We start from the raw sequence: 25,772 nt of genomic DNA on the forward strand, positions 1-25,772 counted from the left end.
CTGGGGGGAGGGCTGTCCTATGGCAGCCCTCTCGCTACCTGTCGAGATTAGCAAATGGCAAACAAGTCCGTTGTCGCGCGCACGATCCATAAGTGGTTGGCCCTGATTGTCGGGGTCCAGGCACTGCTGTGGTTCATTAGCGGCGCCTATATGACGATCGTTCCGCTGGAGATCATTCATGGTGACCATCTGGAACACGCACACTCCGATCCGCTCAAGTTCTCATCCGCCGGGCGGGCCAATGCCATTAAGGCAATGGCACAGCACTTCCCCGATGCCAAGTCAGTGGAATTCTCTACGCTAGACGGTCACGCCGTAGTCAGAGCGGTCGGTGGAAGCCAAAGCGGGGTCATCGATCTTGAGTCCGGTAAGGTGTTGACGCCGATTGGCCGGGATATGGCGACGCGAATTGCAAGTGCCGCATATACCGGCTCGGGCAAAGCGGTCTCGACCGACTGGATTACGAAAGCCCCGCAGGAGGTGGCAACTCGTCCGGTGCCGCTGTGGGCAGTCCGATTCGATGATATGGGTCGGACCACATTCTATGTTTCACCGTCGACAGGTAAGGTCGTGGCTAGGCGCCACACCCTGTGGCGGATTTTCGATTTCGTGTGGATGCTCCACATTATGGATTACGAGAGCCGAACGGACGTACACAACCCGCTGCTGCGGATTGCAATTGTCATGTCGCTGCTAATGGCACTCTCCGGCATTTGGCTGCTGCTCTACAGCTTTCATAAGAGGGCGACTAAATGACGCCGTTATTCCGAAAGTTACACAAGTGGCTCGGTCTCATCATTGGGATCCAATTCGTGCTCTGGCTGGCAAGCGGGCTGACAATGAGCCTGCTGGATCCGGACTTGGTTGACGCCAAGAACACTAGGGCGAAGGTGGTTGAGGGGCAGCAGTGGACCGAAAGTGCGGCAGATTACGACGCGCTCTTTGCTGACGCTCCTGCTGACGTAACGGCAATCCGCTCCGGGTGGCTGCTCGGCCGTCCTGTATTCCACCTGACCTCGCCGCACGGCACTGACATTGTCGATGCGCGCACGATGGAGCGAATCGTCCTTGATTCCCCGCAGATATCGAGACTCGCCAAGAGCTACTATGCGGGCAATGGAGTGGCGGCATCACCTCGATTGCTGGATCACACAGGCGAGGCTCGTGATTTTGACGGGAAACTCTGGCGCGTCGACTTTAACGACGAGAACGATACGACAGTCTACGTGGCGGCCGATACCGGCGAGCTCGTCGAGATGCGGAACAAATCATGGCGGTTGTTTGACCTGGCCTGGATGTTCCACATCATGGACTACACGAACCGTGTGAACTTCAATAATCCGCTGATAGTGGCCAGTGGGCTTAGCAGTCTGATGCTTTCCCTGTTCGGTTTCTGGCTGCTGTTTGCAAGCTTCAGGTTCGCCGACTTTGTGCCGTCTCGTTTCCTGCGCAAGCACAGCGTCAAACTGGTTGATCCGAGTGGCCTTGCTTTAAAGGAAGTCCCTGTCCCGAGAGGCGAGGATGTGTTCAGCGGGCTGCGGCAAGCGGGGGTTGAACTGCCTTCGAACTGCGGCGGCGGTCAGTCATGCGGACTCTGCGCAGTCCGTGTGCGCAACCAGCAGATTCCGGCGACTGCGGCGGACCGTGCCATGCTGTCAGCAGAAGAGATCCGCTCGGGTTACCGTCTTGCCTGCAATCTGCCGGTGAAGCGCGATCTGTGTATCGAAGTGGGTACCTCCTCCGAGGCGTGGGCAGTGCGTACAGGCGTTGTTTCCTCGGTTCGATCGTATGGACCGTACTTGCGTGAGCTCTCGATTCGTCCGGACGAGCCACTGGCTGAAGATTACCCGGCGGGCAGTTTTGTGCAGGTTTCTGTTCCCGAATTCGACTGCCAACGGGGCGATCTGTGGCGGGGCATTGACGATGTTGGCGGCGGGATGGACTCCGATCTAAAGTCGCCGATTTCCAATCGCCTGCAGGTTCGCCGCTCGTATTCACTGTGCGAAGAGGTCAAGCTGCGGAGTGATCGGGAGATTCGCCTTTTGGTTCGTTGGAGCCCCGGTTCCGGCAATGGCAAAGTAACGCGACCGGGCAAGGGATCGTCTTACCTGTTCGCACGCCGGCCCGGCGATGCTATCGAGTTCACCGGTCCCTTCGGCAACTTCAGATTGAAACCTACCGACGCACCGAAGGTATTTCTCGGAAGTGGTGCGGGCATGGGTCCGTTGCGTGCCATGGCACTCGAACAGTGTGGCCGGAACGCAGATGTCAACTGCTTCATGCTGTCAGTCAGTCATCGCAAAGAGCCGTTGCCATTCCATGAGGAGTTCCTAAGCCTGGCGGATCGTAGTGGCAAGTTCACGTATCTACCGACAGTTCCTACTGCGGAGGAGCCCGATCCGGTGGTGGCAAAACAGATTCGTAAGCTGCTCGCCCTGTTGCGATCGCAGAATCTGGATATCCATCGTTGTGAGTATTACCTGTGCGGTGGCCCCCGATTTATTCGGGAGGCGCGAATGACCCTGCAGACTGCAGGTATCTCCGATGCACAACTTTCCCAGGACGACTTTCTCGTCTGACTTCGTTGAAGGTAAAATTAGCTGATGAAATTCAAACCATATTCTGATACACCAACCCACCTGTCTCGACGGCGATTCGTGCAGGGCCTGGCTTGCGCAGGGATAGTCACTGCTGCGGACGCGATACTGCCGCGGTCCCTGCTCGCTGCCGCACGGCCGAGCCTTGGTTCCGGCGCGATGCCGGTTCTGAAAGGAACGGAGTTCAGCCTTTCAATCGGCGAGTCCATCGTCAATTTCACGGGTGTTGCGCGCCCCGCAATTACAGTCAACAACTCGTTGCCCTCTCCGGTCCTTCGGTGGAAGGAAGGCGACACGGTGAACTTGCGTGTCAGCAATGACTTGCCGGTCGGCTCCATTCACGGCGATCACACATCGATTCACTGGCACGGCATCATCTTGCCGGCAAACATGGATGGCGTTCCGGGTCTGAGCTTTGACGGAATCGCTCGCGGCGAATCCTATCACTATCGCTTTGAAGTGAATCAGTCCGGCACGTACTGGTATCACAGTCACTCGGGATATCAGGAGCAGGGCGGGCTTTACGGCCCCATCATTATTGATCCGATCAAGCCCCATCCGTTCTCATTTGACCGGGAGCACATCGTCTTTCTGTCGGACTGGACGGACATGGATCCCGCGCAGTTGATGCGTCGCCTGAAGAAGCGGTCCGACTACGACAACTACAGCAAGCGCACGGTTGCGGACTTCTTTCGCGACGTCGAGCGTGATGGGCTGGGCTACACCGTGGATGACCGTAAGGCATGGGGCAAAATGCGAATGACGCCAACCGACCTGTCGGACGTTAACGCGAATACCTACACCTATCTGATGAACGGCTGTACGACTCTGGCCAACTGGAACGGGATCTTTGTTCCCGGTGAGAAGGTGCTTCTACGTTTCATCAACGGCTCCGCAATGACGTACTTTGATGTTCGGATTCCCGGCCTGAAAATGACTGTGGTGGCCGCTGATGGTCAGTATGTTCACCCGGTCTCCGTGGATGAGTTCCGCATCGCGGCTGCAGAAACGTTCGATGTGCTGGTGGAGCCGTCGGGACAGGATGCATTCACGGTGTTTGCACAGGACTCGGGCAGAACCGGTTATGTTGCAGGGACCTTGGCCGTGAGGCCGGGGTTGCGGGCGCCGATTCCGGAGCTCGATCCGCGACCTCTGTTGTCGATGGCCGACATGGGGCACGATCACGACATGTCCGGCGGGGATCATTCCATGCATGGTGCGCCGGTAGAGCCGGCAGCACCGGCGGCGGCCGGTACGTCGGAGCATGCGGGGCATGCAATGGGCGCGATGGGCGCCATGGCCGGAATGGTCTCGCATCCGGCGTCGGAGACCAATAACCCGCTGGTAGACATGCAGACCATGTCGCCGACACACAAGCTCGACGACCCGGGCATTGGCCTTCGCGGCAACGATCGTGAGGTGCTCACCTATAGCCAGCTCAAATCACTGTTCGAGGATCCCGATGGCAGGGAGCCAAGTCGCGAGATCGAACTGCATCTGACCGGGCATATGGAAAAGTTTGCCTGGTCGTTTAACGGTGTTAAGTTTGCGCAGGCCGAGCCATTGCGGCTGAACTACGGTGAGCGCGTTCGCATTGTGCTGGTTAACGACACGATGATGAGCCATCCGATCCACTTGCACGGCTTGTGGAGCGATGTCGAAGATGCCGATGGCAACTTCATGGTGCGCAAGCATACGGTGGATATGCCGCCGGGATCCAAACGGAGCTATCGCGTCCGTGCGGATGCACTCGGCCGCTGGGCCTATCACTGCCATCTGTTCTATCACATGGAAAGCGGTATGTTCCGTGAGGTTCGAGTGGAGGAGTCGGCATGAACATTCGCAACTCGCTACTGGTCCTGGCACTCGCAAATGCCGCGGCCTCCGGGGCTATGGCTCAGGATCACTCCGGCATGGACCATTCCAAGATGGACCATTCGACGATGGCGCCATCCAAAGCAGAAGAGTCCAAGGTGGACCAGTCCAAGATGGATCACTCCACCATGGATCACTCCACCATGGATCACTCCACCATGGACCATTCCAAGATGGAGATGGCGGATCCGTCGCGCGAGCCGATACCTGCGGTTACCGACGCGGACCGACGCGCTGCATTCCCGGAAGTACACGCCCATCACCGGCATGGGACCGACACGTTCGGCAGCGTTCTAGTGGACCGTCTGGAGATGGATGACGACGACGGTTACGCCATGGAGGCCGAAGGTTGGGTTGGTGGCGATATTCGCAAACTGCTGATCACAACGGAGCTCCATGGTGACAAGCACGGACTCGAAGAAGGGGCCGTTGATGTCCTGTACTCGCAGGGCGTTCGCGCGTGGTGGGATGTGGTCGCAGGTGCACGACATGAATTTCCTTCTGATCGGTCGCGTTCCTGGCTCGCTGCCGGTGTACGCGGTTTTGCTCCTTATAAGTTCGAAGTTTCCGCCATGGGCTACGCCGGTAACGGCGGACGATTGATGCTCAATCTGGAAGGAGAGTACGAAACGCTGCTGACCAACAGGGCCATCCTGCAATGGCGTGGCGAAGCCAATCTGCGCAGTAAGGCCGAGCCGGAGCAATTGCTTGGTACCGGATTGACGGCCGCATCGCTGGGTGCCCGACTGCGATATGAGGTGCGCAGGGAGTTTGCGCCTTATGTTGGCTTACAGTTCGAGCGATCCTTCGGCAATACACGAGACCGGCGCGCTGCTGCCGGCGAGAAAACAAGCGATGTTTCGTTCGTTGCAGGCGTCCGATTCTGGTTCTGAACGATGGCAAACCCGCGCAGCCCCTATCGCGAGGCCGGAAGGCATCCGTTAAGGGCTGTTCGACAACAATGAGCCATCCCCAATGATTTCCCACTTTGCTGAACATTTACAGGAAAACTTCATTATGAAATTTGCTATGTCCGCTCTTCTGGTCGCCGGTCTGTTCGCTGCCTCCGGTGCCAACGCACAGGCACACAATCACGGTGATCATGCCGCTTCGCCCGCCACTGCGCCGCGCCCTGCCGCCGTTGCCGCGGAAAAGGCTGCCCCCAATGCAAAGTTCAAGGCTGAGTTTGCTGCAACCGACCGCAACAACGACGGCAAGCTGACTCGTCGCGAGATGGTAAAGCATCCGATGATCGGCCACTTCAAGATGATGGATGTGAACGGCGACGGATACATCTCGTTTGCCGAATACACCCGCAAACATTAATTTGCTGCGACCCCATTAATAATGGGGTACGACCCCATTAAAAAATTATTAATAGGGTACGACCCCATTAAAAGAGCCCATTAAAAGAGCCACGCGGATGCGTGGCTCTTTTACTTTGCGGGTTGGGGTTAAGACCCCGATGAGAGCTTAGGCGACGGCCGTGGCAAAGAACTGTTCGTCTTCGGTCGACCCCTTGAGTGCCGTGGTGGACGAGTTGCCGTTCTGGATCACTTGCGTCACGGAGTCGAAATAGCCGGTGCCCACTTCGCGCTGGTGCTTGACGGCGGTAAAACCACGATCGGCGGCGGCGAACTCGGCTTCCTGCAGTTCAACGAAGGCAGACATTTGCTGGCGCGCATAACCGTGAGCCAGATTGAACATCGAGTAGTTCAATGCATGGAAGCCGGCCAGCGTGATGAACTGGAACTTGTAGCCCATGGCGGCCAGCTCGCGCTGGAACGAGGCGATGGTGGCGTCGTCGAGATTCTTCTTCCAGTTGAACGACGGTGAGCAGTTGTATGCCAGCATCTTGCCCGGATACTTGGCGTGAATGGCCTCGGCAAACTTGCGGGCAAATTCCAGATCCGGCTTGCCGGTTTCGCACCAGACCAGATCGGCATACGGAGCGTAGGCCAAACCGCGCGAGATGGCCTGATCCAGACCGTTGCGGGTTTTAAAGAAACCTTCGACAGTGCGTTCGCCGGTGATAAACGGCTTGTCGTTGTCATCCACGTCGCTGGTCAGCAGGTCGGCGGCTTCGGCATCGGTACGTGCAACGATCAGGGTCGGTACGCCCATCACGTCGGCAGCCAGGCGAGCAGCGACCAGTTTTTCGACGGCTTCGCGCGTCGGGACCAGCACCTTGCCGCCCATGTGGCCGCACTTCTTGACCGAGGCGAGCTGATCTTCGAAGTGCACACCGGCGGCGCCGGCTTCAATCATGGACTTCATCAGTTCAAAGGCGTTGAGTACACCGCCAAAGCCTGCTTCCGCATCGGCCACGATCGGCTGCAGAAAATCGATGTCGCCGGTGCCTTCGGCACACTGAATCTGATCGGCACGCAGCAGCGTGTTGTTGATGCGCTTGACGACTTGCGGCACCGAGTTCGCGGGATACAGCGATTGGTCGGGATACATTTCACCGGCGATGTTGGCATCGGCCGCCACTTGCCAGCCACTCAGATAGATTGCCTTGAGGCCCGCTTTGACCTGTTGCATGGCCTGGTTGCCGGTCAAGGCACCAAGTGCGTTGACGAAATCCGTCTCGTTCAAGGAGCGCCACAGCTTGTTAGCACCAAGTCGTGCCAGCGAATGTTCGACATGGACGCGGCCGCGCAGCTTAACCACATCCTCGGCGCTGTACGGACGTTCAATGCCGTTCCAGCGGGGATTGTTCTGCCAGTCCATATGAAGTTGGTCGGTGGTGAGTGCATTCAAGGTCATTTCAGTTCTCCGATAATCAGTTAGTGGCGTTGCAGCAGTTCGTAGGCGGGAAGGGTCAGGAATTCTTCGAGCGTGTCGCTCTCGGTCAGTTGCTCGAGCAGGGTAATCGCCTGGGGGATGTAATCGCGGCCCACGATGTCGTTGCGGCCGGACAGTTGCGAGGGCAGATTGAGCAGGCAGCTCTGGAACAGCGTGTCGTCGATCGCCGTGCCATCGTGCAGATGCAGATCACCGGCGTGCAGCCATTGCCACAGTTGGGTACGTGTGATTTCGGCGGTGGCGGCGTCTTCCATCAGGCCATCAATAGGCACGCAACCGTTGCCCGACAGCCAGGCGGCGAGATAGCGGACACAGACTTCGACTGCGTTGGCAAAGCCGCGACGGGAGATCGTGCCGTGGGGCACGCGCAGCAGATCGCAGGACGTGACCTGCACGTCATCGCGAGTGTTGCTCAACTGGTTGGCCTGCGGCATGTACGTGTCGAAGACTTCACGGGCAACGGAGACCAGGCCGGGGTGAGCGACCCAGGTGCCATCGTGGCCGGCAGTGACTTCGCGAACTTTATCGGCGCGGACGTTATCCAGCGCGGTTTCATTGGCCTGTGCATCGTGGCGATTAGGGATGTGTGCAGCCATGCCACCCATCGCCAAGGCGCCGCGGCGATGGCAGGTCTGAATCAGCAGCTCCGCATAGGCGCGCAGGAACGGTTGTTTCATCGTGACCTGATGCCGTTCCGGCAGTCGCTTGTTCGGATAGGCACGCAGCGTTTTGATAAACGAAAAGATGTAATCCCAGCGACCGCAGTTGAGACCGGCGATGCGGTTGCGCAGCACGTACAGAATCTCGTGCATCTGGAACGCGGCCGGCAGGGTCTCGATCAGCACGGTGACCTTGATCGATCCTTCGGGCAGGCCGAGTTCGGCTTCGGCGTGGGTGAGCACGTCCTGCCACCATTGCGCCTCTTCCATGGCCTGCAGCTTGGGCAGATACAGGTACGGACCGCGATCGGCTGCCTGCATGGTGGCGGCGTTGTGGAACAGAAACACGCCGGCGTCGAACAGTGAGCCTGACAGCACTTCGTCGTTGATGCGGATGTTGTACTCGGGCAGATGCAGACCGCGCGGGCGGACATGCAGCACGGCCAAGGTCTCGGCGGCGTTGAGTTGGTACGACTTGTCGGCCGAGGTAAAGCTCAGAGTGCCGTTCGCCGCATCCCGCAAGGCCAATTGGCCGGTAATCAGTGTCGGAAACGTCGGCGACGTGCTGTCCTCAAAGTCCGCCATGAAACCGCTGGCGCCGGAGTTCAGGGCGTTGATGACCATCTTGGGGTCGGTAGGGCCGGTGATCTCGACGCGGCGATCGAGCAGGGCGGCGGGGATCGGGGCTACCGTCCACGTGCTCTCGCGGATGTCTGCCGTGTCAGCGCGAAAGACCGGCAGCGCACCGCCATCGAACTTGGCTTGCTGAGTACGGCGAGCCTGCAGTAGATCGCGGCGGCGGCCATCGAACCGTTCGTGCAGATCTGCAACGAAGGCCAGACAGTCCTTCGTCAGGATCGAATCGGCACCCGGGACGATCGTTCCGGTGAGAACGGACACGCGTTCCGGCTGGGACGTGGTTGGGGTGGAAGCGAGTACGGCGGACATGCAAACTCCGATGTGAGTGAAATCGAATGCATCCCACACTGCGCCAGCACTTGCTGCATGACAACATAATGTTGTAAAAGATACGCATAAGGTTTTCTTATATATGCGATCGCCCGGGGGCTAAGTGTCTGATAAATCACCGCGTTTTTCCTACAAAGGCTCCAAGCTCAAGCCGCTACGGGCATTCTGCCAAGTTGCGAAACTGGGAAGTGTGTCACGGGCTGCGGAGAGCCTCTTCCTAACTCAACCCGCGGTTAGCCAGCAATTACAGGCCCTGGAGCGCGAGCTGGGGGTCGAATTGGTGACGCGTCAGGGGCGCGCTCTAGTACTGACCAAGGCCGGCGACATGTTTTACGACATGGCTCGTCCATTGGTCGAAGGCATTGACCGCCTTGATGTGGATTTCCGCGAGCGACTAAAGGGTCTGGAGGTAGGGGAGCTGCACGTGGTGGCAGGCTCTTCGACCGCTATGTATCTGTTGCCGAGCGTGGTGGAGGCGTTTCGGCAGAGCAGTCCGGATGTGCGGTTCAATCTGCACACGGTGACCGGTGAGCAGGGTTTGGAGATGTTGCGTAAAGGCAAAGCTGAAGTGGCGGTGGGCTCCATGCTGGATGTGCCGCAGGATCTGGACTACGCGCGGGTCTGGAATTTCGACATGCATCTGATTGCTGCCAAAGATCACCCATTGGCGGCGATCAAGCAGCCAACGTTAGCTAACATCGCCGAACATGGCTTCATCCTTCCACCCCAGCGCTTGACCTCTTATCGGCTGATTGATCGCATTTTTCAGCAGCATCATCTGCCGCTGAACGTGACGATGGAAGTTGGCGGTTGGGAGGTGATCAAGGAGTATGTGCTGCGCGGGCTGGGTGTGAGCCTGGTCACCGGCATCTGCCTGACCAATCTCGATCGGCAGCGCCTGCATTGTGTGCCGATGGGCACCTGGTTCCCGCCGCGGACCTACGGCGTGATCGTGCGCAAGGGCAAGTTTCTGTCCCCTGCGGCGCGGGTGTTTGTGGATGCCATTAAGCCCGGTCTGTTTGAGCGAATGGACTACTATTCGACGGGCCAATCCGGGCGTTGACAGAGACGTTTTCAACAAAAACAACAGCTTGTGGATAAACCTTGAATAACTTTCTGAAGTTGCGTTTAAGTCCTTGATTCAGAAACAAAAAAATTTGTTGAAAACCTGTTGACAGGGGTTTGGAATGTGCCTAATGTGGGCATCTGTGGGAAAACTTGGTTTTTAGTGGTTTTTCCCGGTTGTGGCCGAGCCGCCCGCAGAGGCGGCCATCACCCCTTTAGGAATCCCGGTGTTTCAAGGCGAAAACGCGATCACGATTGACGACAAGGGCAGGTTGGCCGTACCCACGGTCTACCGCGACCCGATTGCGTCCGATTGCGCGAACCAGCTGGTGATTACCTATAGCCCTTTCGACGCCGGCTGCCTGTATATCTATCCCCGCTCCGTGTGGGAATCCGTTCGCGATCAAGTCAATAAACTGCCGCGAACCAAGGCATCCTCGCGCAACCTCCAGCTCAAGTTGGTTGGTGCTGCGCATTTCGTCGAGCTTGATGGCAACGGCCGCATCAGCATTCCGCCCTCTCATCGCAACAATGCCGCGCTCGAAAAGCGCGCGGTGCTGGTGGGAATGGGTGACAAGTTTGAGCTGTGGAGCGAGCACGCGCATCAGGCCCAGGTCCGTCAGGTACTAACCGACGCGGATCTGACTGAGGAACTGCTCGACCTGCAGCTATGACCGTGGGTGATCACGCGGCGCATGTCGCGGCCGGTCACCTGCCCGTGCTGTATACGCAAGTGCTGGATGCGCTTGCCGTCAAGCCGGACGGACGGTATCTCGATGGAACGTTCGGCCGTGGCGGCCATGCCAAAGGCGTGCTGGCGCAGCTTGGGCCTCAAGGTCGTCTGCTGGTGATGGACAAAGATCCCGATGCAATCGCGGTTGCGCAGGCCCTGTGTGCTGCCGATTCGCGCGTGTCTCTGTTTCACGGCTCGTTCGCCGACATGGATCAGTGGGATGAGGCGCGCGAAGGCCTGGACGGCGTGCTGCTCGATCTCGGTGTGTCGTCGCCGCAACTCGATGTGGCCGAACGCGGCTTTAGCTTCGGCAAGGACGGTCCGCTCGATATGCGCATGGACACCACGCGCGGCGACAGTGCTGCGCAATGGTTGGCTCGCGCCGACGAAAAGGAAATTGCCGATGTGCTCTACACCTATGGTGAAGAGCGGCAGTCCCGCAAGATTGCCCGAGCCATCGTGGCAGAGCGTACACGTCAACCGCTTGAACGGACCGCGCAACTGGCCTCGCTGATTGCCTCGGTGATGCCGCGCGGTGACAGCAAGATCCATCCGGCCACGCGTAGCTTTCAGGCCATCCGTATTTTCATCAACCGTGAGCTCGAAGACTTGCAGCAAGGTTTGCGTGCAGCGGTCGCCTTGCTTCGCCCGCAGGGCCGTTTAGCTGTGATCAGTTTCCACTCACTCGAAGACCGCATCACCAAGCAGTTCATGGCCTCCTTGTCGAAGGCGCCGCCGACCGATCGTCGCGTGCCGGTGGCCGTCGAGTTTACTCCGACCCTGCAGTTGCTCGGTGGTGCCCGCAAGGGAACTGCCGAAGAGATCGCTTCGAATCCGCGCGCTCGCAGTGCCGTGTTGCGCGTGGCGCAGAAGGTGGCCGCATGAGCGCCCGCTTTCTGATCGCCATCCTGCTGGTGGCTTGCGTCGTGTCGGGCCTGTTCGTGGTCTTCTCGCGACATGATCATCGCAAGCTGTTCTCTCAGCTCAATCGCCTGGAGAAAGAGCGCGACGAGCTCAACATCGAGTTCGGTCGTCTGCAGCTGGAGCAGGCCACCTGGGCCGACAGCACGCGCATCGATCAAGTGGCGCGTGAGCGCTTGAGCATGAAATTTCCGGAGGGCACCGAGACGGTGCTGGTACACGAATGAACAGCCGTCGTAAGCCCGCTAATCATCGCAATTACCGCGATAACGGCGCGGCGCTGCCGTTGATGGATCGCCTGCCGGAATGGTTGCGTCGCGTATTCGAAGTCAATGACGGTGGTCGGCGCGGTTATAGCGTCGCTACGCGTGCGCACTTCATGATCGGTCTGATCGGTATCGTTGTGGCCCTGCTGGTCGCTCGCGCCTTCTGGATGATGATCGTCAATAAAGACTTTTACATGTCAAAAGGCGAGGCGCGTTTTGAGCGCAACTTGCCGATCGCCGTTTCGCGCGGCATGATCACCGACCGCAACGGTGAGCCCTTGGCCGTGTCCACGCCGGTTGAATCGGTGTGGGGCAATCCGCAGGAACTGTTCAAGCACCAGAACCGTTGGCCGGAGCTTGCCAAGGCTCTGAATATTCCGTTCGGCGAACTGCAACGCAAGCTGGCGCAAAAAGAGGGTAAGGAGTTTCTTTACTTAAAGCGCCGCATCAATCCCGACGAAGCCAAGCGCATCCTCGCGCACAAGATTCCCGGTGTGGCCTCGCAACGTGAGTACCGCCGTTACTATCCGCAAGCCGAATCCATTGCTCAGGTGCTGGGTTTTACCAACGTGGATGACAAAGGTCAGGAAGGTCTGGAGCTGGCCTTCGAATCCTGGCTCAAGGGCAAGCCCGGCGAAAAGCGTGTGATCCGTTCGCGTCAGGGCGACATCGTGGAATCGGAGCTGGTCAAGGCGCCGGAGCCAGGTAAGGAACTGGTGCTCTCGCTCGATCGCCGCGTGCAATACCTGGCCTATAAAGAGCTGCACGACATGGTGGTGCGCAGCGGTGCGGCCTCGGGCTCGGCTGTGATTGTCGACGTAAACAGTGGCGAAGTGTTGGCCATGGCCAATGTGCCTACCTTTAATCCGAATGCCACGGTTCAGAAGAACATTGATGCGCATCGTAATCGCGCCGTGACCGACTTGGTGGAGCCGGGCTCGACAATGAAGCCGATTACCGTCGCAGCCGGCCTGACGGCCGGCAAGATCACACCGAATACTGTGTTCTCCACCGAAGGCGGTCGCATTGCCAACGGTCCGTTCTCGATTACCGATACGCACAACTACGGTTCGCTGACGGTCACCGGCATCATCACCAAGAGTTCAAACGTGGGTTCGGCCAAGATTGCGCGCCTGTTGCCCAACGACTACTTCTACGAATACGTCCACAAGATGGGCTATGGCAGCAAGCCGCGTAGTGGCTTCCCCGGCGAATCGTCGGGCCTGTTGCCCAAGACCTCGAACTGGGATGGCACGACCAAGTCCACCATGGCCTATGGCTATGGCCTGTCGGCGACTCCGATCCAGATCGCGATGGCCTACGCTGCATTGGCGAACGGTGGCCGTCTGCTGACGCCGACCTTCGTCAAAGGCGGCAAGGTTGAGAGCAAACAAGTCATCGAGCCCGAAGTTGCAGCGCAAGTCATGCGCATGATGGAAACGGTGACCAAGCCAGGCGGTACCGCAACGCAGGCCGCAGTGCTCGGTTACAAAGTGGCAGGCAAGACGGGTACGGCGCGCATGGTCTCCGAGACCGGTGGTTATTCACGTAAGTACAACGCCTTTTTTGCCGGTGTCGTACCGGTTGATAATCCCCGCTTTGCAATGGTGGTGGTCGTCAATGATCCCGACACGAGCAAGGGTTACTACGGCGGCTTGATCTCGGGTCCGGTGTTCCGCTCCGTCATGGAAGGCACATTGCGTCTGATGGACGTACCGCCCGATGACATTCAGACCTGGATTGCTGCCAATGCAAAGGCCGGCCATCCCTCGGTCCGTTCCCCGGTCGATGCAGCAATCCCGCCGGTTGCCATGCCGCGCGTTGCGTTGCCACCGCAATCAGCCGCTGCCGCCGCCGCAACTGCCGCCACTGCTCAGCGTGCGTTGCCAAAGCCTGTTGCCCTGGGCGTTGGAGGTGGCAAATGATGCCGCGTGAAAAGCTGTTGGCTGACTTGCTACCGGATTTGCAGGGTATTGCTGACGATCTGCGCGTTACCGGTCTGGTAATGGACAGTCGTGAAGTCGAGCCCGGCAATGCCTTCGTGGCGATTGAAGGCTTTGGCGCACACGGTCTGCATTTTGTGGACAAGGCGCTGGAACAGGGCGCCGCCGCGATTCTGTTTGAGCCGCCCGCACCGGCCGATTTGCAGGTTCCCGCCGATGCGATCGCAGTGCCGGGGCTGCGCAGCCGTCTGGGCGCCATGGCCAATCAGTTCCACGATGAGCCCTCGGCTGCCATGACCATGGTTGGCGTGACCGGAACCAACGGCAAGACCTCGAGCACGCAACTGATTGCGCAGGCCTGGGAGCTGATCGGTAAGCGCGCTGCCACCATCGGCACTTTGGGTGCCGGTCTGGTGGGTGATGTGCAACCCACCGGTTTCACCACGCCGCTGGTGCTGCGTGTGCATGCTCTGCTCGCCGATCTGCGCGATGCGGGCGCGCAAGCCGTGGCAATGGAAGTCTCATCGCATGCCTTGGATCAGGGTCGCGTCGATGGCGTCGAGTTCGACATTGCCGTCTTTACCAATCTGACGCGTGACCATCTGGATTATCACGGCGACATGGAATCGTACGGCGCCGCCAAAAAGCGCCTGTTCGACTGGCCGACGCTGTCTGCCGCTGTCATCAACGTCGATGATGCCTTTGGCGATGCGCTTGCTCGCGATCTGCCGCTCGGTCTCGAGGCCTGGCGCTTCAGCGTGACCGGCAATCCGCTGGCCAACATTCGTGCCGAGAATCTGGAACTCGATGCGCAGGGCATTCACTTCGATCTCTCGATCCACGGCGAAGCGCATGCCGTGCACTCGCCGTTGCTGGGTCGTTTCAACGTCGAGAATCTGCTGGCGGTGGCCGGTGTGATGAGTGCGTGCGGCATGCCGGTGGCCAAAGTCGCCGAGTTGCTGTCGCAGTTGCAGCCTATTCATGGCCGCATGAACCGCCTGGGCGGCGAGGGCCTGCAGCCGACTGTCGTGATCGATTACGCCCACACCCCCGATGCGCTGCAACAGGCGCTGGCCTCGCTTTCCCACCACGTGCAAGGTGAGCTGGTTTGCGTGTTCGGTTGCGGCGGCGATCGTGACAAGGGCAAGCGCCCGCAAATGGCAGCCATTGCCGAGTTGGATGCCGACATCGTGATCGTGACCGATGACAATCCGCGCACTGAGAACGGCGATGCCATCGTTGCTGAGATTCTCGAAGGCTTTGCCGAGCCCGGAAAGGTGCGGGTCATTCGTGATCGGGGTCTGGCGATTCGGACCGCAATCGAAGAAGCTGGTCCCGATGACATCATTCTGATTGCGGGCAAGGGTCACGAGCCGTATCAGGAGATCAATGGCGTACGCCATGATTTTGACGATACCGCCACCGCGCGGGATGCGCTGGAGCGTGTGCGATGAAGCCCATGCTCCTGAGCAAAGTCGCGACGGCCTGCCATGGCCGCTTTGAAGGCGCCGACTGCACCATCACGCAACTGCAGACCGATACGCGGGCGCTGCAAGGTGATTTGAGCACGACGCTGTTCGTGGCGCTCAAAGGTGAGAACTTTAACGGTCACGATCATCTGCAGGCTGCGCAGCAAGCCGGCGTTGCGGCAGCACTGGTCTCTCAACCTGTAGCGATCGAGGGTCTGAGCACCATTGTTGTGGCCGATACCGAGCTGGCTCTGGCCCATCTGGCGACGTGGGTGCAGGCACATCGCACCGCGAAGGTGGTGGCAATTACCGGCAGCAACGGCAAGACCTCGGTCAAGACCCTGACCGAATCCGTGCTGCGCCAGGCCGGCAAGACGTACGCTACGCCGGGCAATCGCAATAATGAAATTGGTATGCCTCTGGCAGTCATTGACGCGCCCGAAGATGCCGAGTTCGCCATTTACGAAATGGGCACCGGCAAGCCGGGCGATATCCAGTACCTGACGCGTATCGCCCAGCCGCTGGTCGGCTTGGTGAACAATGTCGCGCCCGCGCATCTGGAGCGCATGGGCAGCCTGCTCAACATCGCGGATACCAAGGCTGCTGTGTATGACGATCTGCGACCGCAAGGCGTGGCTGTGATCAACGCCGACGATGCCTTCGCACCGTATTTTGCCGATCGCGCGCATGGCCATCGTATTGTGCGATTCGGTCTGAACGCCACTGCCGATGTGAGCGCTACCGATGTCGTGCTCGGCGCCGATGATAGCGAGTTCACGCTGCAGACGGCACTGGGTCCGGCTCGCGTTCGCATCGCATTCCCGGGAGAGCACAATGTGCGCAACGCCTGTGCCGCCGCCGCCATTGCAATTGGCCTGGATGTCGGACTGGAGCCGATCGTTGCCGGTCTGCAAGCCGCCGAGCAGGTGCAGGGCCGTCTGATCGCACTGCAAACTCCGCAAGGCGCCACGCTGATTGACGACAGCTACAACGCCAACCCGGGTTCCATGGGTGCGGCGATCGATACGCTGGCTTCGGCCGCCCGTGCGCACGGACATGAAGCCTGGTTTGTGATGGGCGATATGCGTGAACTGGGCGACAACGCGGAGGCGATGCATCGCGAAGTCGGTCGTCGTGCCAAGGCCGCGGGCATTGTGCGTCTGTTGGCTCTGGGTCCGCTGTCCGCAGCGGCTGCTGACACCTTTGGTGAAGGCGCCGAGATTTTTAGTACTCACGACGAACTGGCTGATGCCCTGCGCGCCGTGCTCAATCCCAACGTGCGCGTGCTGGTTAAAGGCTCGCGCGGCAGCGCCATGGATAAGGTCGTACGCGCGATCGTGCCTGTGGCATCGAACGGAGACACCCATGCTGCTTGAGCTCACCCGCTGGCTGGAACAACTGCAAAGTACGTTCGGCCTGTTCGGTTACCTGACCTTTCGCGCCATTCTGACCGCGCTGACGGCACTGCTGCTGTCGCTGTGGTGGGGTCCCGCGGTGATTCGTGGTCTGGGCACGCTCAAGGGCGGTCAACCGATTCGCACCGATGGCCCGCAGTCGCATTTCTCCAAGGCCGGTACGCCGACCATGGGCGGCGCACTGATTCTGCTGACGATCTTTGCCTCGGTCATGCTGTGGGGCGATCTGCGCAACAAGTACGTGTGGGTCGTAATGGTCATCATGGTGCTGTTCGGTTTCATCGGCTGGTGGGATGACTGGATCAAGATCGTCCGCCGTGATCCCAACGGCATGCGCTCGCGCACCAAGTATGCGTTGCAGTCGCTGTTCGGTCTGGCTGCCGGCGTCTATCTGTATGCCTTTGCCGATGTGCCTGCCGCCACCACGTTCTACGTGCCGCTGTTCAAATCCATTGCCATGCCGCTGGCCGGTATCGGCTTTGTCACAATTGCCTACCTCTGGATTGTCGGCTTCAGTAACGCCGTCAATCTGACCGACGGTCTCGATGGCCTGGCCATCATGCCGACAGTTCTGGTCGCCGTCGCACTAGGTGTGTTTGCATACGCATCGGGTAACGATGTGTTTGCCACGTACCTGCAGATCCCCAAAGTGCCGGGCGCGGGCGAGCTGCTGATCGTGTGCGCTGCGATCGCCGGTGCCGGGCTGGGCTTTTTGTGGTTCAACACTTATCCGGCCATGGTGTTCATGGGTGACATCGGTGCACTGTCGCTGGGTGCCGTGCTCGGTACGATTGCCGTGATCGTCCGCCAGGAGCTGATCCTGGTAATCATGGGCGGCATCTTTGTGATTGAAACCCTGTCGGTGATGATTCAAGTGGCTTCGTTCAAGCTGACGGGTAAGCGCGTGTTCCGCATGGCGCCGATCCATCACCATTTTGAAATGAAGGGCTGGCCGGAGCCGCGCGTGATCGTGCGCTTCTGGATCATTTCCGTCATCCTGGTCCTGATCGGCCTGGCGACGCTAAAGGTACGCTGATGGATTCCGGTCGCCAAGCCACTCGCATCAACGAGATCCGCGGTCAGATTGACCCGGTGCTGCTGATTGTGTCCCTGCTACTGGGCGCGATCGGCATCGTGATGGTGGGTTCTTCCTCGCTGGCAATCGGCGAGATCGAAAAAGTGGGCTCGGCCGGCTATCTGATTAAGCAATCCGTCTTTCTGGCGATTGGCTTTGCCGGTGCGGTGTTTGCGACCCGCTTTGAGCTGCGCCAAATCGAAAAGTACGCACCGCTGCTGCTGATCGCGTCGTTCGTGTTGCTGATTCTGGTGTGGGTGCCCGGCATCGGTTCGACGGTCAACGGTGCACGGCGCTGGATTAATCTGGGCATCTCCAAGTTCCAGGCAGTCGAAGCCGTCAAGTTGTTCTTCATCATCTGGATGGCGAGCTTCCTTAAGCGATTCAGCGAAGGCGTGCAGGGCGAGTGGTTTGTGATGTTCCGCCCGCTGTTCGTGGCGCTGGCGCTGGTCGCCATTCTGATGACGCAGCCGGACTTCGGTTCCTCGGTGCTGCTGGTCACCATCTGCGGCTGCATGCTGGTGCTGGGCGGTGGCAATGTGCCGCGTCTGATTTTGCCGGCGGTACTGCTGATCATCGCCGGTGTGGCACTGGTTCTGTTTGAGCCCTACCGCATGCGTCGCGTCACCTCGTTTATGCGTCCGTGGGATGATCCGTTCGGCCAAGGCTATCAGCTGGTTAACGCGCTGATGGGTATTGGCCGTGGCGAGTGGATGGGTGTTGGTCTCGGAGGCTCGGTGCAGAAGCTCAACTACCTGCCCGAAGCCAATACCGACTTCATTGCTGCCATCATCGGCGAGGAACTGGGCTTCATTGGCCTGAGTTTCGTGATCCTCCTGTACGCCACATTTGTTGCCCGCGCCTTCTGGTACGGCGTCAAGTGCGTAGAAATGCGTCGCCACTTTGCCGGCTATATCGCTTTTGGCATTGGCTTGTGGTTTGCGTTTCAGGCCTTTGTGTCCATGGGCGTGAACATGGGTGTGCTGCCGACCAAGGGTTTGACCCTGCCGCTGATTTCGTACGGCGGCTCCAGTGTCGTGGTGAGTTGCGTCGCCGTTGGCGTGCTGTTGCGCGTCACTTACGAATACGATCGTGCCAAGCGTCAGGTCGCCCGTTCACGTGAGGAGGCGCCACTGTATGCGACTGCGTAATCCCAACGGGCCCGTAATCATTCTGGCCGGCGGTACCGGCGGTCATATCTTTCCGGGTTTGGCCGTGGCCAAGTCCCTGCAGGAGCGTGGCGTCGAAGTGCGCTGGTTAGGCGCCGAGGGCGGTATGGAAGCGCGCCTGGTCCCGCAACATCAGATCAGCATGGACACCTTGCAAATTAAGGGTCTGCGCGGCAAGGGCATCAGGACGCTGCTGACGGCCCCGCTCAAAGTGCTGCGCGCCATCGGTGCGGCGCGTGCCGTACTCAAGCAACGTCGCCCTCGTGCGGTGATCAGTTTTGGTGGCTACGCTGCAGGTCCCGGCGGCATCGCCGCGCGTCTGTCCGGTGTGCCGTTGTTTGTGCACGAACAGAACCGCGCTGCCGGCATGACCAATCGGGTCCTGAGCCGTATGGCGGATGCCGTTCTGACCGGTTTCCCCGACACCTTTAACGGTGTCGAGGAACGTTGGGTTGGCAATCCGGTGCGCGGCGAGATTGCCGCAATTGCCGAGCCATCCGTGCGTTTTGCGGAGCGCGCCGAGCAGACGGCACTGAATATTCTGGTGCTGGGCGGCAGCCAAGGTGCCAAGGTTCTGAATGATGCCGTGCCGGTAGCACTGCGTCGCTTGAACGATGAGGGTCACACCTTTAGCGTTCGCCATCAATGCGGCGAGCGCGGTGTGGATGGCGCCCGTCATGCCTATGCGGCAGCAGGCATCGAAGCCACGATCGAGCCGTTCATTGCCGATATGAGTGAGGCCTATGCGTGGGCAGATCTGGTGATCTGTCGCGCCGGTGCACTGACACTGGCCGAGGTCTGTGCCGTCGGTGTGGGTAGCGTCCTGGTGCCGTTTGCTGCTGCAGTAGATGATCACCAGACCAAGAACGCGCAGTATCTGGTGGCGCGTCACGCCGCCCGCATCGCATCGCAATCAAATGACCTGGCTGACAAGCTGGTGGCCCATGTCCGTGAAATCGGCAATCGGGACACGCTGTTGGTCATGGCCACTGCAGCAAGGGAATTGGCCAAGCCGCATGCGGCGGACGAGGTCGCTCAGGTCGTTATGGAGGAAGCCGCATGAATTCGGATTTGCGTAAACGTCTGCAAATTAAGGGCGATCTGGCCAAGGTGTTTCCGCGCGTGCACTTTGTGGGCGTCGGCGGCACGGGTATGAACGGTATTGCCGAAGTAATGGCCACGCTCGGTTACGAGGTCAGCGGTTCGGACATGGCTGAAAACGCCACCACCCGTCGCCTGCAATCGATCGGCGTTGAGGTGTTTCAAGGTCATGCGGCGGCCAACGTGCTGGGCACGGACTGCGTGGTGGTCTCGAGTGCCATCAAGCAGGACAACCCCGAACTGATGGAAGCCCGTGCGCAGCGCATCCCGGTGGTGCCGCGTGCTGAAATGCTCGCCGAGCTGATGCGCTTTAAGCGCGGTATTGCAGTAGCCGGTACGCACGGCAAGACCACTACCACGTCGCTTTGCGCTAGCGTGCTGGGTGAAGGCGGCATTGATCCGACGTTCGTGATCGGCGGCAAGTTGCTGGCAGCCGGTGCCAACGCCAAGCTCGGTAAGGGCGATTGGCTGGTAGCCGAAGCCGATGAAAGTGACGGCAGCTTTCTGCGACTGAATCCGCAGATTGCCGTCGTCACCAATATTGATGCCGATCACCTGGAAAACTACGGCAATGATTTTGCCAAGGTGCAGGCTGCGTTCCACGAATTCCTGCATCGCCTGCCGTTCTACGGGCTCGCGATTCTGTGCATTGATGATCCCGAGGTGGCTGCGCTCGCCGCGAACACTTCGCGCCATGTGGTGACTTACGGTTTGTCATCGCATGCCGATGTGCGAGCCGAAGAGGTGACGCAGGAAGGTGGCCGTATGCGCTTTATGTTGTGCCTGCCGGACCAGACCCGCACCCCGATCGAACTCAACATGCCGGGTCACCACAACGTGCTCAATGCACTGGCTGCAGCGACTGTGGCGTGGGAACTGGGTGTCCCGCTGCCGGCAATCCAAAAGGCTCTGGCTGCGTTTGGCGGTGTGGGTCGTCGCTTCAATTCGCTGGGTATGCATCGCACGACCAAGGGTGCAACGGTCGAAGTGGTCGATGACTACGGTCACCATCCCAAGGAACTCGAGGCGGTGTTCAAAGCAGCCCGTGGCGGTTGGCCGGATCGTCGTCTGGTGGTGGCGTTCCAGCCGCACCGTTATAGCCGGACACGCGATCTGTTCGATGAGTTTGCCGGCGTCCTGTCGGGCGTCGATGCGCTGGTTCTGACCGAAGTCTATCCGGCCGGCGAGCAACCCATTGCGGGTGCTGCGGCCAAAGATCTGGCGCGCGCTATCCGCGCTCGTGGTCGCATCGAACCTGTTGTGGTCGGCTCGGCCAAGGAACTCGCTGGCGTACTGAATGAATTACTGCAAGATGGCGACCTGTTGCTGATGATGGGCGCCGGTGATATCGGTGCCGCAGCGCAAGCCATCGGCAACAACGGATTCAAGGGAGAACAACAGTGAGTTTGCAGCGTTCCACACTCGATCCCGCGGTGTTTGGCCGTGTGGCGGTGCTGATGGGCGGTACCAGCGCCGAACGCGAAGTGTCGCTCAACTCCGGCGCCAACGTGCTGGCCGCATTGCAGCGCAAGGGCGTTAACGCATTTGCCGTCGATGGCATTGACGCGCTGATTGAAACCATCCGCAGCGGTGAGGTTGATCGCGTGTTCAACATTCTGCACGGTGGCGAAGGCGAAAACGGCGTCGTGCAGGGTCTGCTCGAAGCCCACGGTATTCCGTATACCGGTCCCGGCGTCATGGGCAGCGCGCTGACCATGGACAAGATCCGTACCAAGCAAGTGTGGCAAGCCGAAGGCCTGCCGACTCCTGCATTTGTCCGCCTGGCTCCCGGCGAAGATGTGCACGCGGCCGCAACCCGTCTGGGTTTGCCGGTCGTGGTGAAGCCATCGGCCGAAGGCTCCAGTGTCGGCGTCTCGATGGTCGAGACGGATGCCGAACTCGATGAAGCCATCGCTCTGGCCGCCCGTTATCACGGTGAACTGCTGGTCGAGCAAATGATCATTGGTGCCGAATTCTCGGTGCCGGTCGTCGCGTTTGACGGCAAGCCGACGGCGCTGCCTTCGATCCGGATTATTCCCAAGGGCCGCTGGTACGACTATCACGCCAAGTACATCGCAGACGATACGCAATACATCTGCCCGGGCAACGAAGGTGCAGACGAGGCCACTATCCGTGATCTCGCCGAGCGCGCCTTTAAGGCAGTGGGTCTCGAAGGCTGGAGCCGCGTTGACTTTATGCAGGATGCCAAGACCGGTCAGTTCTATCTGATCGAAGTGAACACCGCGCCCGGCATGACTTCGCACTCGCTGGTGCCCAAGGCCGCTGCGGTTGAGGGTGTGGATTACGACGAGCTGTGCTTCACGATTCTCGCTTCGACCGTGGATAACGGAGGCGCTCGCCCGTGAACTGGCTGTTGCGCATCGCTGCAGTGATTCTGGCGCTGGCCCTGTTGGCCGCACCGGTAGTGGCTGTGCGCATGGGTGTCATCGGTGCCGATCGCTGGCCAATTCAGAAGCTGCGTGTGACCTCCAAGATGCAGTACGTCGACGCCGCACAGCTGCGCAAGACGCTCGCACCGTTTGCAGCGCAGGGATTCTTTGGCGTGGATCTGGATGGGGCGCAATCGCAAGTCGAACGTCTGCCCTGGGTTGAGCGCGCCGAAGTCCGCAAGAAGTGGCCGAACGTACTCGAAGTCGCCATCACCGAAGATCCGCCGCTGGCACGTTGGGGCGACGATCGCCTGCTGAGCCGCAGTTTGAAGCTGTTCCCGCGCAAGGGCATTCGTTTTCCGGCAAACCTGCCGCAGATGGATGGCAATCCGCTCGACGTGCGCAAGGTGGTCGATCTATACAACGCATCGAACGAACTGTTCGGTCGCATTCGGGTGCCGATCGAAAAGGTGCAGATGAGCGATCGCGGCAGTTTCACGCTGGACTTGGTCAATGGCACGCACGTCATCGCCGGCCGCAACGAGGCGCGTGCACGTCTGTCGCGCTTCGTCACGATTTATCCGCAACTGGTGTCCGGCAGCAAGGCGCTGCCACGTACGGTCGATCTGCGTTACACCAACGGCTTTGCCATGTCATGGATGGCGCCGACCGGCGCTTCCGCATTACCGGCTACCGCAGCGACTGCGGCGGCCATCGCAACAAAGGAATCCCAATGAGCTTTAAGGGCGACAAATCCCTCATCGTCGGTCTCGATATCGGCACCTCCAAAGTCGTGGCACTGGTCGGCGAATACGCGCCGGGCCAACCCATCGAACTGATCGGACTGGGTACGCACGATTCGCGCGGCATGCGTCGCGGTGTCATTGTGGACATTGAATCCACCGTGCAGTCCATCCAGGAAGCGATCAAGGAGGCCGAAGCATCGGCCGGCTGCGAAATCACCTCGGTGTACGCATCCATCAGCGGTAGCCATATTCAGTGCCGCAACTCGCAGGGCATCACGCCGATCCACGAGCAGGAAGTAACGCACCGTGAGCTGCAGCGCGTGATTGACGCCGCCAAGGCCGTGCCAATCGGTACCGATCTCAAGATCATTCACGCCATCCCGCGCGATTACACGCTCGATGACTCGCAGGAGGGCATTCGCAATCCGCTCGGCATGACCGGCGTGCGTCTCGAAGTGAACGCCCACATCGTGACGGCCGCCGCCAGTGCTGCTGCCAACATCACCCGCTGCGTCGAGAAATGCGGTTTGAATGTGGATGAGCTGGTGTTCAGCGTGGTTGCCTCGGCCGAAGCCGTGCTGACCCGCGATGAGCGCGATCTCGGCGTGTTGCTGGTGGATATGGGTGCGGGTACGACCGATATCGCCGTGTTCGTCAACGGTGCCATCGCGTACAGCAAGTCGCTGCCGATTGCCGGCGAGAAGGTCACCGAAGACATTGCGCACATGCTGCGCACGCCGACGGCCGAAGCCGAACAGATCAAGGTCCGTTATGCCTGCGCGCAAGCCAGCATGGCCAAGGCCGAAGAAACGATTCAAGTGCCGAGTGTCGGTGACCGCCAGCCGCGTCGCGTGCAACGCGCTGCTCTGGCTCAGGCCGTGCAGGCTCGCTATGAGGAAATCTTTGAAATGGTGCAGGCCGAACTGCGCCGCAGCGGTTTTGAACAGCACGTCCGCGCCGGCATGGTGCTGACGGGTGGTGCCGCCCGCATGGAAGGCGTTGCAGATCTCGCCGAAGAGATGCTGCAGATGCCGGTGCGCGTCGGTATTCCGCAACATGCCACCGGTAATCCGGTGGTGATGGGCAACCCGGTGTACGCCACCGCGGTCGGGTTGCTGTTACTTGGTGCTCGCAACGAAGGAACGGGGCAACGCACCGGTCGAGTGGCACGTGGTGGCGGTAACGGCGATGGTGTTTTAGATCGCTTAAAAAGCTGGTTCCAAGGCAACTTTTAGTTCAAAATTCATGTCGTTGATGGCTTCGGCATGACGTAGGCAGGCAAGGCGCTTCAACCCCGATTAAAAAAACAGTTTTACCCTATAAAAAAAGACTCAAACCGACTCAGAGGACATCAACATGGCAAACTTCGAATACATGGAACAACCTGCGCAAAATGCAATCATCAAGGTGGTTGGCGTAGGCGGCGGCGGCGGCAACGCTGTTTCGCACATGATCAACTCCAACGTTGACGGTGTGGAATTCATCACCGCCAACACCGACGCGCAGGCAATCAACAACTGCGCCACCAAACTGCAGCTGCAACTGGGCTCCAATGTCACCAAGGGCCTGGGCGCCGGTGCCAACCCGGAAGTCGGTCGCCAATCGGCGCTCGAAGACCGCGAACGCATCATGGACGCGCTGCAAGGTGCGGACATGGTCTTCATCACTGCCGGCATGGGGGGTGGTACCGGTACGGGTGCCGCTCCGGTCATCGCACAACTCGCCAAGGAAATGGGCATCCTGACCGTCGGCGTCGTTACCAAGCCGTTCCCGTTCGAAGGCCGTCGCCGCATGCAAGTGGCACTCAAGGGCATCGAGGAACTGGCTGAACATTGCGACTCGCTGATCACCATCCCGAATGAAAAGCTGATCACCGTGCTGGGCCGCAACGCCACCATGATCCAGGCCTTCCGCGCCGCTAACGATGTGCTGCTCGGTGCCGTTCGCGGTATCGCCGACCTGATCGTGTCGCCGGGCCTGATGAACGTCGACTTTGCCGACGTCCGCACCGTCATGAGCGAAATGGGTCTGGCCATGATGGGTACCGGTACGGCTCGCGGTGATGACCGTGCGCAAGCCGCTGCCGAAGCTGCAATCAAGAACCCTCTGCTCGACGACATCAACCTCGAAGGCGCCAACGGCATCCTGGTCAACATCACTGCCGGCCCGGATCTGACCATGGCCGAGTTCGACGAGATCGGTCGCGCCATCGAAAACTACGCATCTGACGATGCAACCGTGATCGTGGGCACCTCGATTGACGCGAACATGCAAGACGAAATCCGCGTCACACTGGTGGCAGCCGGCCTGAACCGTCGCAACAACACCTCCCGCAAGCCGAATCTCGAAGTGATCGAGGCGCCGGTCAAGCGCACCGGTACAGACGGTTACATCGCCCCGTCGTTCAACAACCCGCAGCAAACCGGCTTTGGTGAGTCGCTCACGAGCAACACCAATGACGCCAGCACCGGTGCCGCCTCGTTCAAGGATGACGATGGCTACCTGGACATCCCGGCGTTCCTGCGTCGCCAGGCTGACTAAGGTTTCGGGCACCACCCGAAACTGATCGGT

The 25,772-nt window shown here is 59.7% G+C and carries 21 protein-coding genes and 1 pseudogene; 20 read left to right on the top strand and 2 right to left on the bottom strand.

Annotation, left to right across the window (positions count from 1 at the left end; genetic code table 11):
* Positions 1-54 precede the first annotated feature (54 nt).
* The 5 genes from V3390_RS03950 (at position 55) to V3390_RS03970 (ending at position 5,798) form a co-directional block, all read left to right on the top strand.
* Complete coding sequence (locus V3390_RS03950) at positions 55-756, top strand: PepSY domain-containing protein (RefSeq protein WP_331689071.1); 702 nt, start codon at positions 55-57, stop codon at positions 754-756.
* Positions 753-2,579, top strand: a complete 1,827-nt coding sequence (locus V3390_RS03955; RefSeq protein WP_331703439.1) for a 2Fe-2S iron-sulfur cluster-binding protein — start codon at positions 753-755, stop codon at positions 2,577-2,579. The genes V3390_RS03950 and V3390_RS03955 overlap by 4 nt, the downstream gene beginning before the upstream one ends.
* Positions 2,580-2,603: 24 nt before the next feature.
* On the top strand, positions 2,604-4,433 hold the full coding sequence (locus tag V3390_RS03960; protein WP_331703440.1) for a copper resistance system multicopper oxidase: 1,830 nt from the start codon (positions 2,604-2,606) through the stop codon (positions 4,431-4,433).
* Positions 4,430-5,365: a copper resistance protein B gene (locus tag V3390_RS03965; RefSeq protein WP_331703441.1), complete on the top strand. Its 936-nt coding sequence runs from the start codon at positions 4,430-4,432 to the stop codon at positions 5,363-5,365. Before V3390_RS03960 ends, V3390_RS03965 begins: the two co-directional genes overlap by 4 nt.
* A 136-nt stretch (positions 5,366-5,501) precedes the next feature.
* The gene (locus tag V3390_RS03970; protein WP_331703442.1) at positions 5,502-5,798 is read left to right on the top strand and encodes an EF-hand domain-containing protein; all 297 of its coding nucleotides are present in this window, start codon (positions 5,502-5,504) and stop codon (positions 5,796-5,798) included.
* 147 nt (positions 5,799-5,945) lie between these two features.
* On the opposite strand, the gene aceA is transcribed toward V3390_RS03970, so the two are convergent.
* Together aceA and aceB are read right to left on the bottom strand one after the other, a co-directional pair.
* Entirely contained in the window at positions 5,946-7,241 is a 1,296-nt protein-coding gene (gene aceA / locus V3390_RS03975) for an isocitrate lyase (protein ID WP_331703443.1), read from the bottom strand.
* A 20-nt stretch (positions 7,242-7,261) separates the two neighbouring features.
* Positions 7,262-8,887: a malate synthase A gene (gene aceB, locus V3390_RS03980; RefSeq protein ID WP_331703444.1), complete on the bottom strand. Its 1,626-nt coding sequence runs from the start codon at positions 8,885-8,887 to the stop codon at positions 7,262-7,264.
* Between the two features lie 124 nt (positions 8,888-9,011).
* Between aceB and V3390_RS03985 the strand changes: the two genes are divergently transcribed.
* The 15 genes and pseudogenes from V3390_RS03985 (at position 9,012) to ftsZ (ending at position 25,742) form a co-directional block, all read left to right on the top strand.
* Entirely contained in the window at positions 9,012-9,971 is a 960-nt protein-coding gene (locus V3390_RS03985; protein ID WP_331703445.1) for a LysR family transcriptional regulator, read from the top strand.
* A gap of 229 nt (positions 9,972-10,200) precedes the next feature.
* Entirely contained in the window at positions 10,201-10,647 is a 447-nt protein-coding gene (gene mraZ, locus V3390_RS03990; RefSeq protein ID WP_331689295.1) for a division/cell wall cluster transcriptional repressor MraZ, read from the top strand.
* On the top strand, positions 10,644-11,591 hold the full coding sequence (gene rsmH / locus V3390_RS03995; RefSeq protein ID WP_331703446.1) for a 16S rRNA (cytosine(1402)-N(4))-methyltransferase RsmH: 948 nt from the start codon (positions 10,644-10,646) through the stop codon (positions 11,589-11,591). Before mraZ ends, rsmH begins: the two co-directional genes overlap by 4 nt.
* Positions 11,588-11,854 (top strand): cell division protein FtsL, encoded by a 267-nt coding sequence (gene ftsL, locus V3390_RS04000; RefSeq protein ID WP_331689080.1) that lies wholly within the window; start codon positions 11,588-11,590, stop codon positions 11,852-11,854. Before rsmH ends, ftsL begins: the two co-directional genes overlap by 4 nt.
* Before the next feature lie 152 nt (positions 11,855-12,006).
* Positions 12,007-13,818 (top strand): peptidoglycan D,D-transpeptidase FtsI family protein, encoded by a 1,812-nt coding sequence (locus V3390_RS04005; protein ID WP_331703639.1) that lies wholly within the window; start codon positions 12,007-12,009, stop codon positions 13,816-13,818.
* Positions 13,818-15,290 carry a UDP-N-acetylmuramoyl-L-alanyl-D-glutamate--2,6-diaminopimelate ligase gene (locus tag V3390_RS04010; RefSeq protein WP_331703640.1) on the top strand — a complete coding sequence of 491 codons (1,473 nt, stop codon included), beginning with the start codon at positions 13,818-13,820 and terminating at the stop codon, positions 15,288-15,290. Before V3390_RS04005 ends, V3390_RS04010 begins: the two co-directional genes overlap by 1 nt.
* Positions 15,287-16,681, top strand: a complete 1,395-nt coding sequence (locus V3390_RS04015) for a UDP-N-acetylmuramoyl-tripeptide--D-alanyl-D-alanine ligase (RefSeq protein ID WP_331703447.1) — start codon at positions 15,287-15,289, stop codon at positions 16,679-16,681. The genes V3390_RS04010 and V3390_RS04015 overlap by 4 nt, the downstream gene beginning before the upstream one ends.
* The gene (gene mraY, locus V3390_RS04020) at positions 16,671-17,756 is read left to right on the top strand and encodes a phospho-N-acetylmuramoyl-pentapeptide-transferase (RefSeq protein ID WP_331703448.1); all 1,086 of its coding nucleotides are present in this window, start codon (positions 16,671-16,673) and stop codon (positions 17,754-17,756) included. Before V3390_RS04015 ends, mraY begins: the two co-directional genes overlap by 11 nt.
* Positions 17,753-18,898: pseudogene (gene ftsW, locus V3390_RS04025) on the top strand (putative lipid II flippase FtsW); the annotation flags it as partial. The gene mraY and the pseudogene ftsW, both read left to right, overlap by 4 nt.
* A gap of 34 nt (positions 18,899-18,932) precedes the next feature.
* Entirely contained in the window at positions 18,933-20,027 is a 1,095-nt protein-coding gene (murG, locus tag V3390_RS04030) for an undecaprenyldiphospho-muramoylpentapeptide beta-N-acetylglucosaminyltransferase (RefSeq protein WP_331703449.1), read from the top strand.
* A gap of 8 nt (positions 20,028-20,035) precedes the next feature.
* Positions 20,036-21,469, top strand: coding sequence for a UDP-N-acetylmuramate--L-alanine ligase (gene murC, locus V3390_RS04035; protein WP_331703641.1), 1,434 nt, complete (start codon positions 20,036-20,038; stop codon positions 21,467-21,469).
* Positions 21,466-22,431, top strand: a complete 966-nt coding sequence (locus V3390_RS04040; protein ID WP_331703450.1) for a D-alanine--D-alanine ligase — start codon at positions 21,466-21,468, stop codon at positions 22,429-22,431. Before murC ends, V3390_RS04040 begins: the two co-directional genes overlap by 4 nt.
* Complete coding sequence (locus tag V3390_RS04045; RefSeq protein ID WP_331703451.1) at positions 22,428-23,192, top strand: cell division protein FtsQ/DivIB; 765 nt, start codon at positions 22,428-22,430, stop codon at positions 23,190-23,192. Before V3390_RS04040 ends, V3390_RS04045 begins: the two co-directional genes overlap by 4 nt.
* Complete coding sequence (gene ftsA / locus V3390_RS04050) at positions 23,189-24,436, top strand: cell division protein FtsA (protein WP_331689086.1); 1,248 nt, start codon at positions 23,189-23,191, stop codon at positions 24,434-24,436. The genes V3390_RS04045 and ftsA overlap by 4 nt, the downstream gene beginning before the upstream one ends.
* Before the next feature lie 121 nt (positions 24,437-24,557).
* Positions 24,558-25,742 carry a cell division protein FtsZ gene (ftsZ, locus tag V3390_RS04055; protein ID WP_331703452.1) on the top strand — a complete coding sequence of 395 codons (1,185 nt, stop codon included), beginning with the start codon at positions 24,558-24,560 and terminating at the stop codon, positions 25,740-25,742.
* The last annotated feature ends 30 nt before the right edge of the window (positions 25,743-25,772 follow it).

The sequence above is a fragment of the Aquilutibacter rugosus genome (assembly GCF_036541335.1).
Lineage (GTDB): Bacteria > Pseudomonadota > Gammaproteobacteria > Xanthomonadales > Xanthomonadaceae > Aquilutibacter > Aquilutibacter rugosus.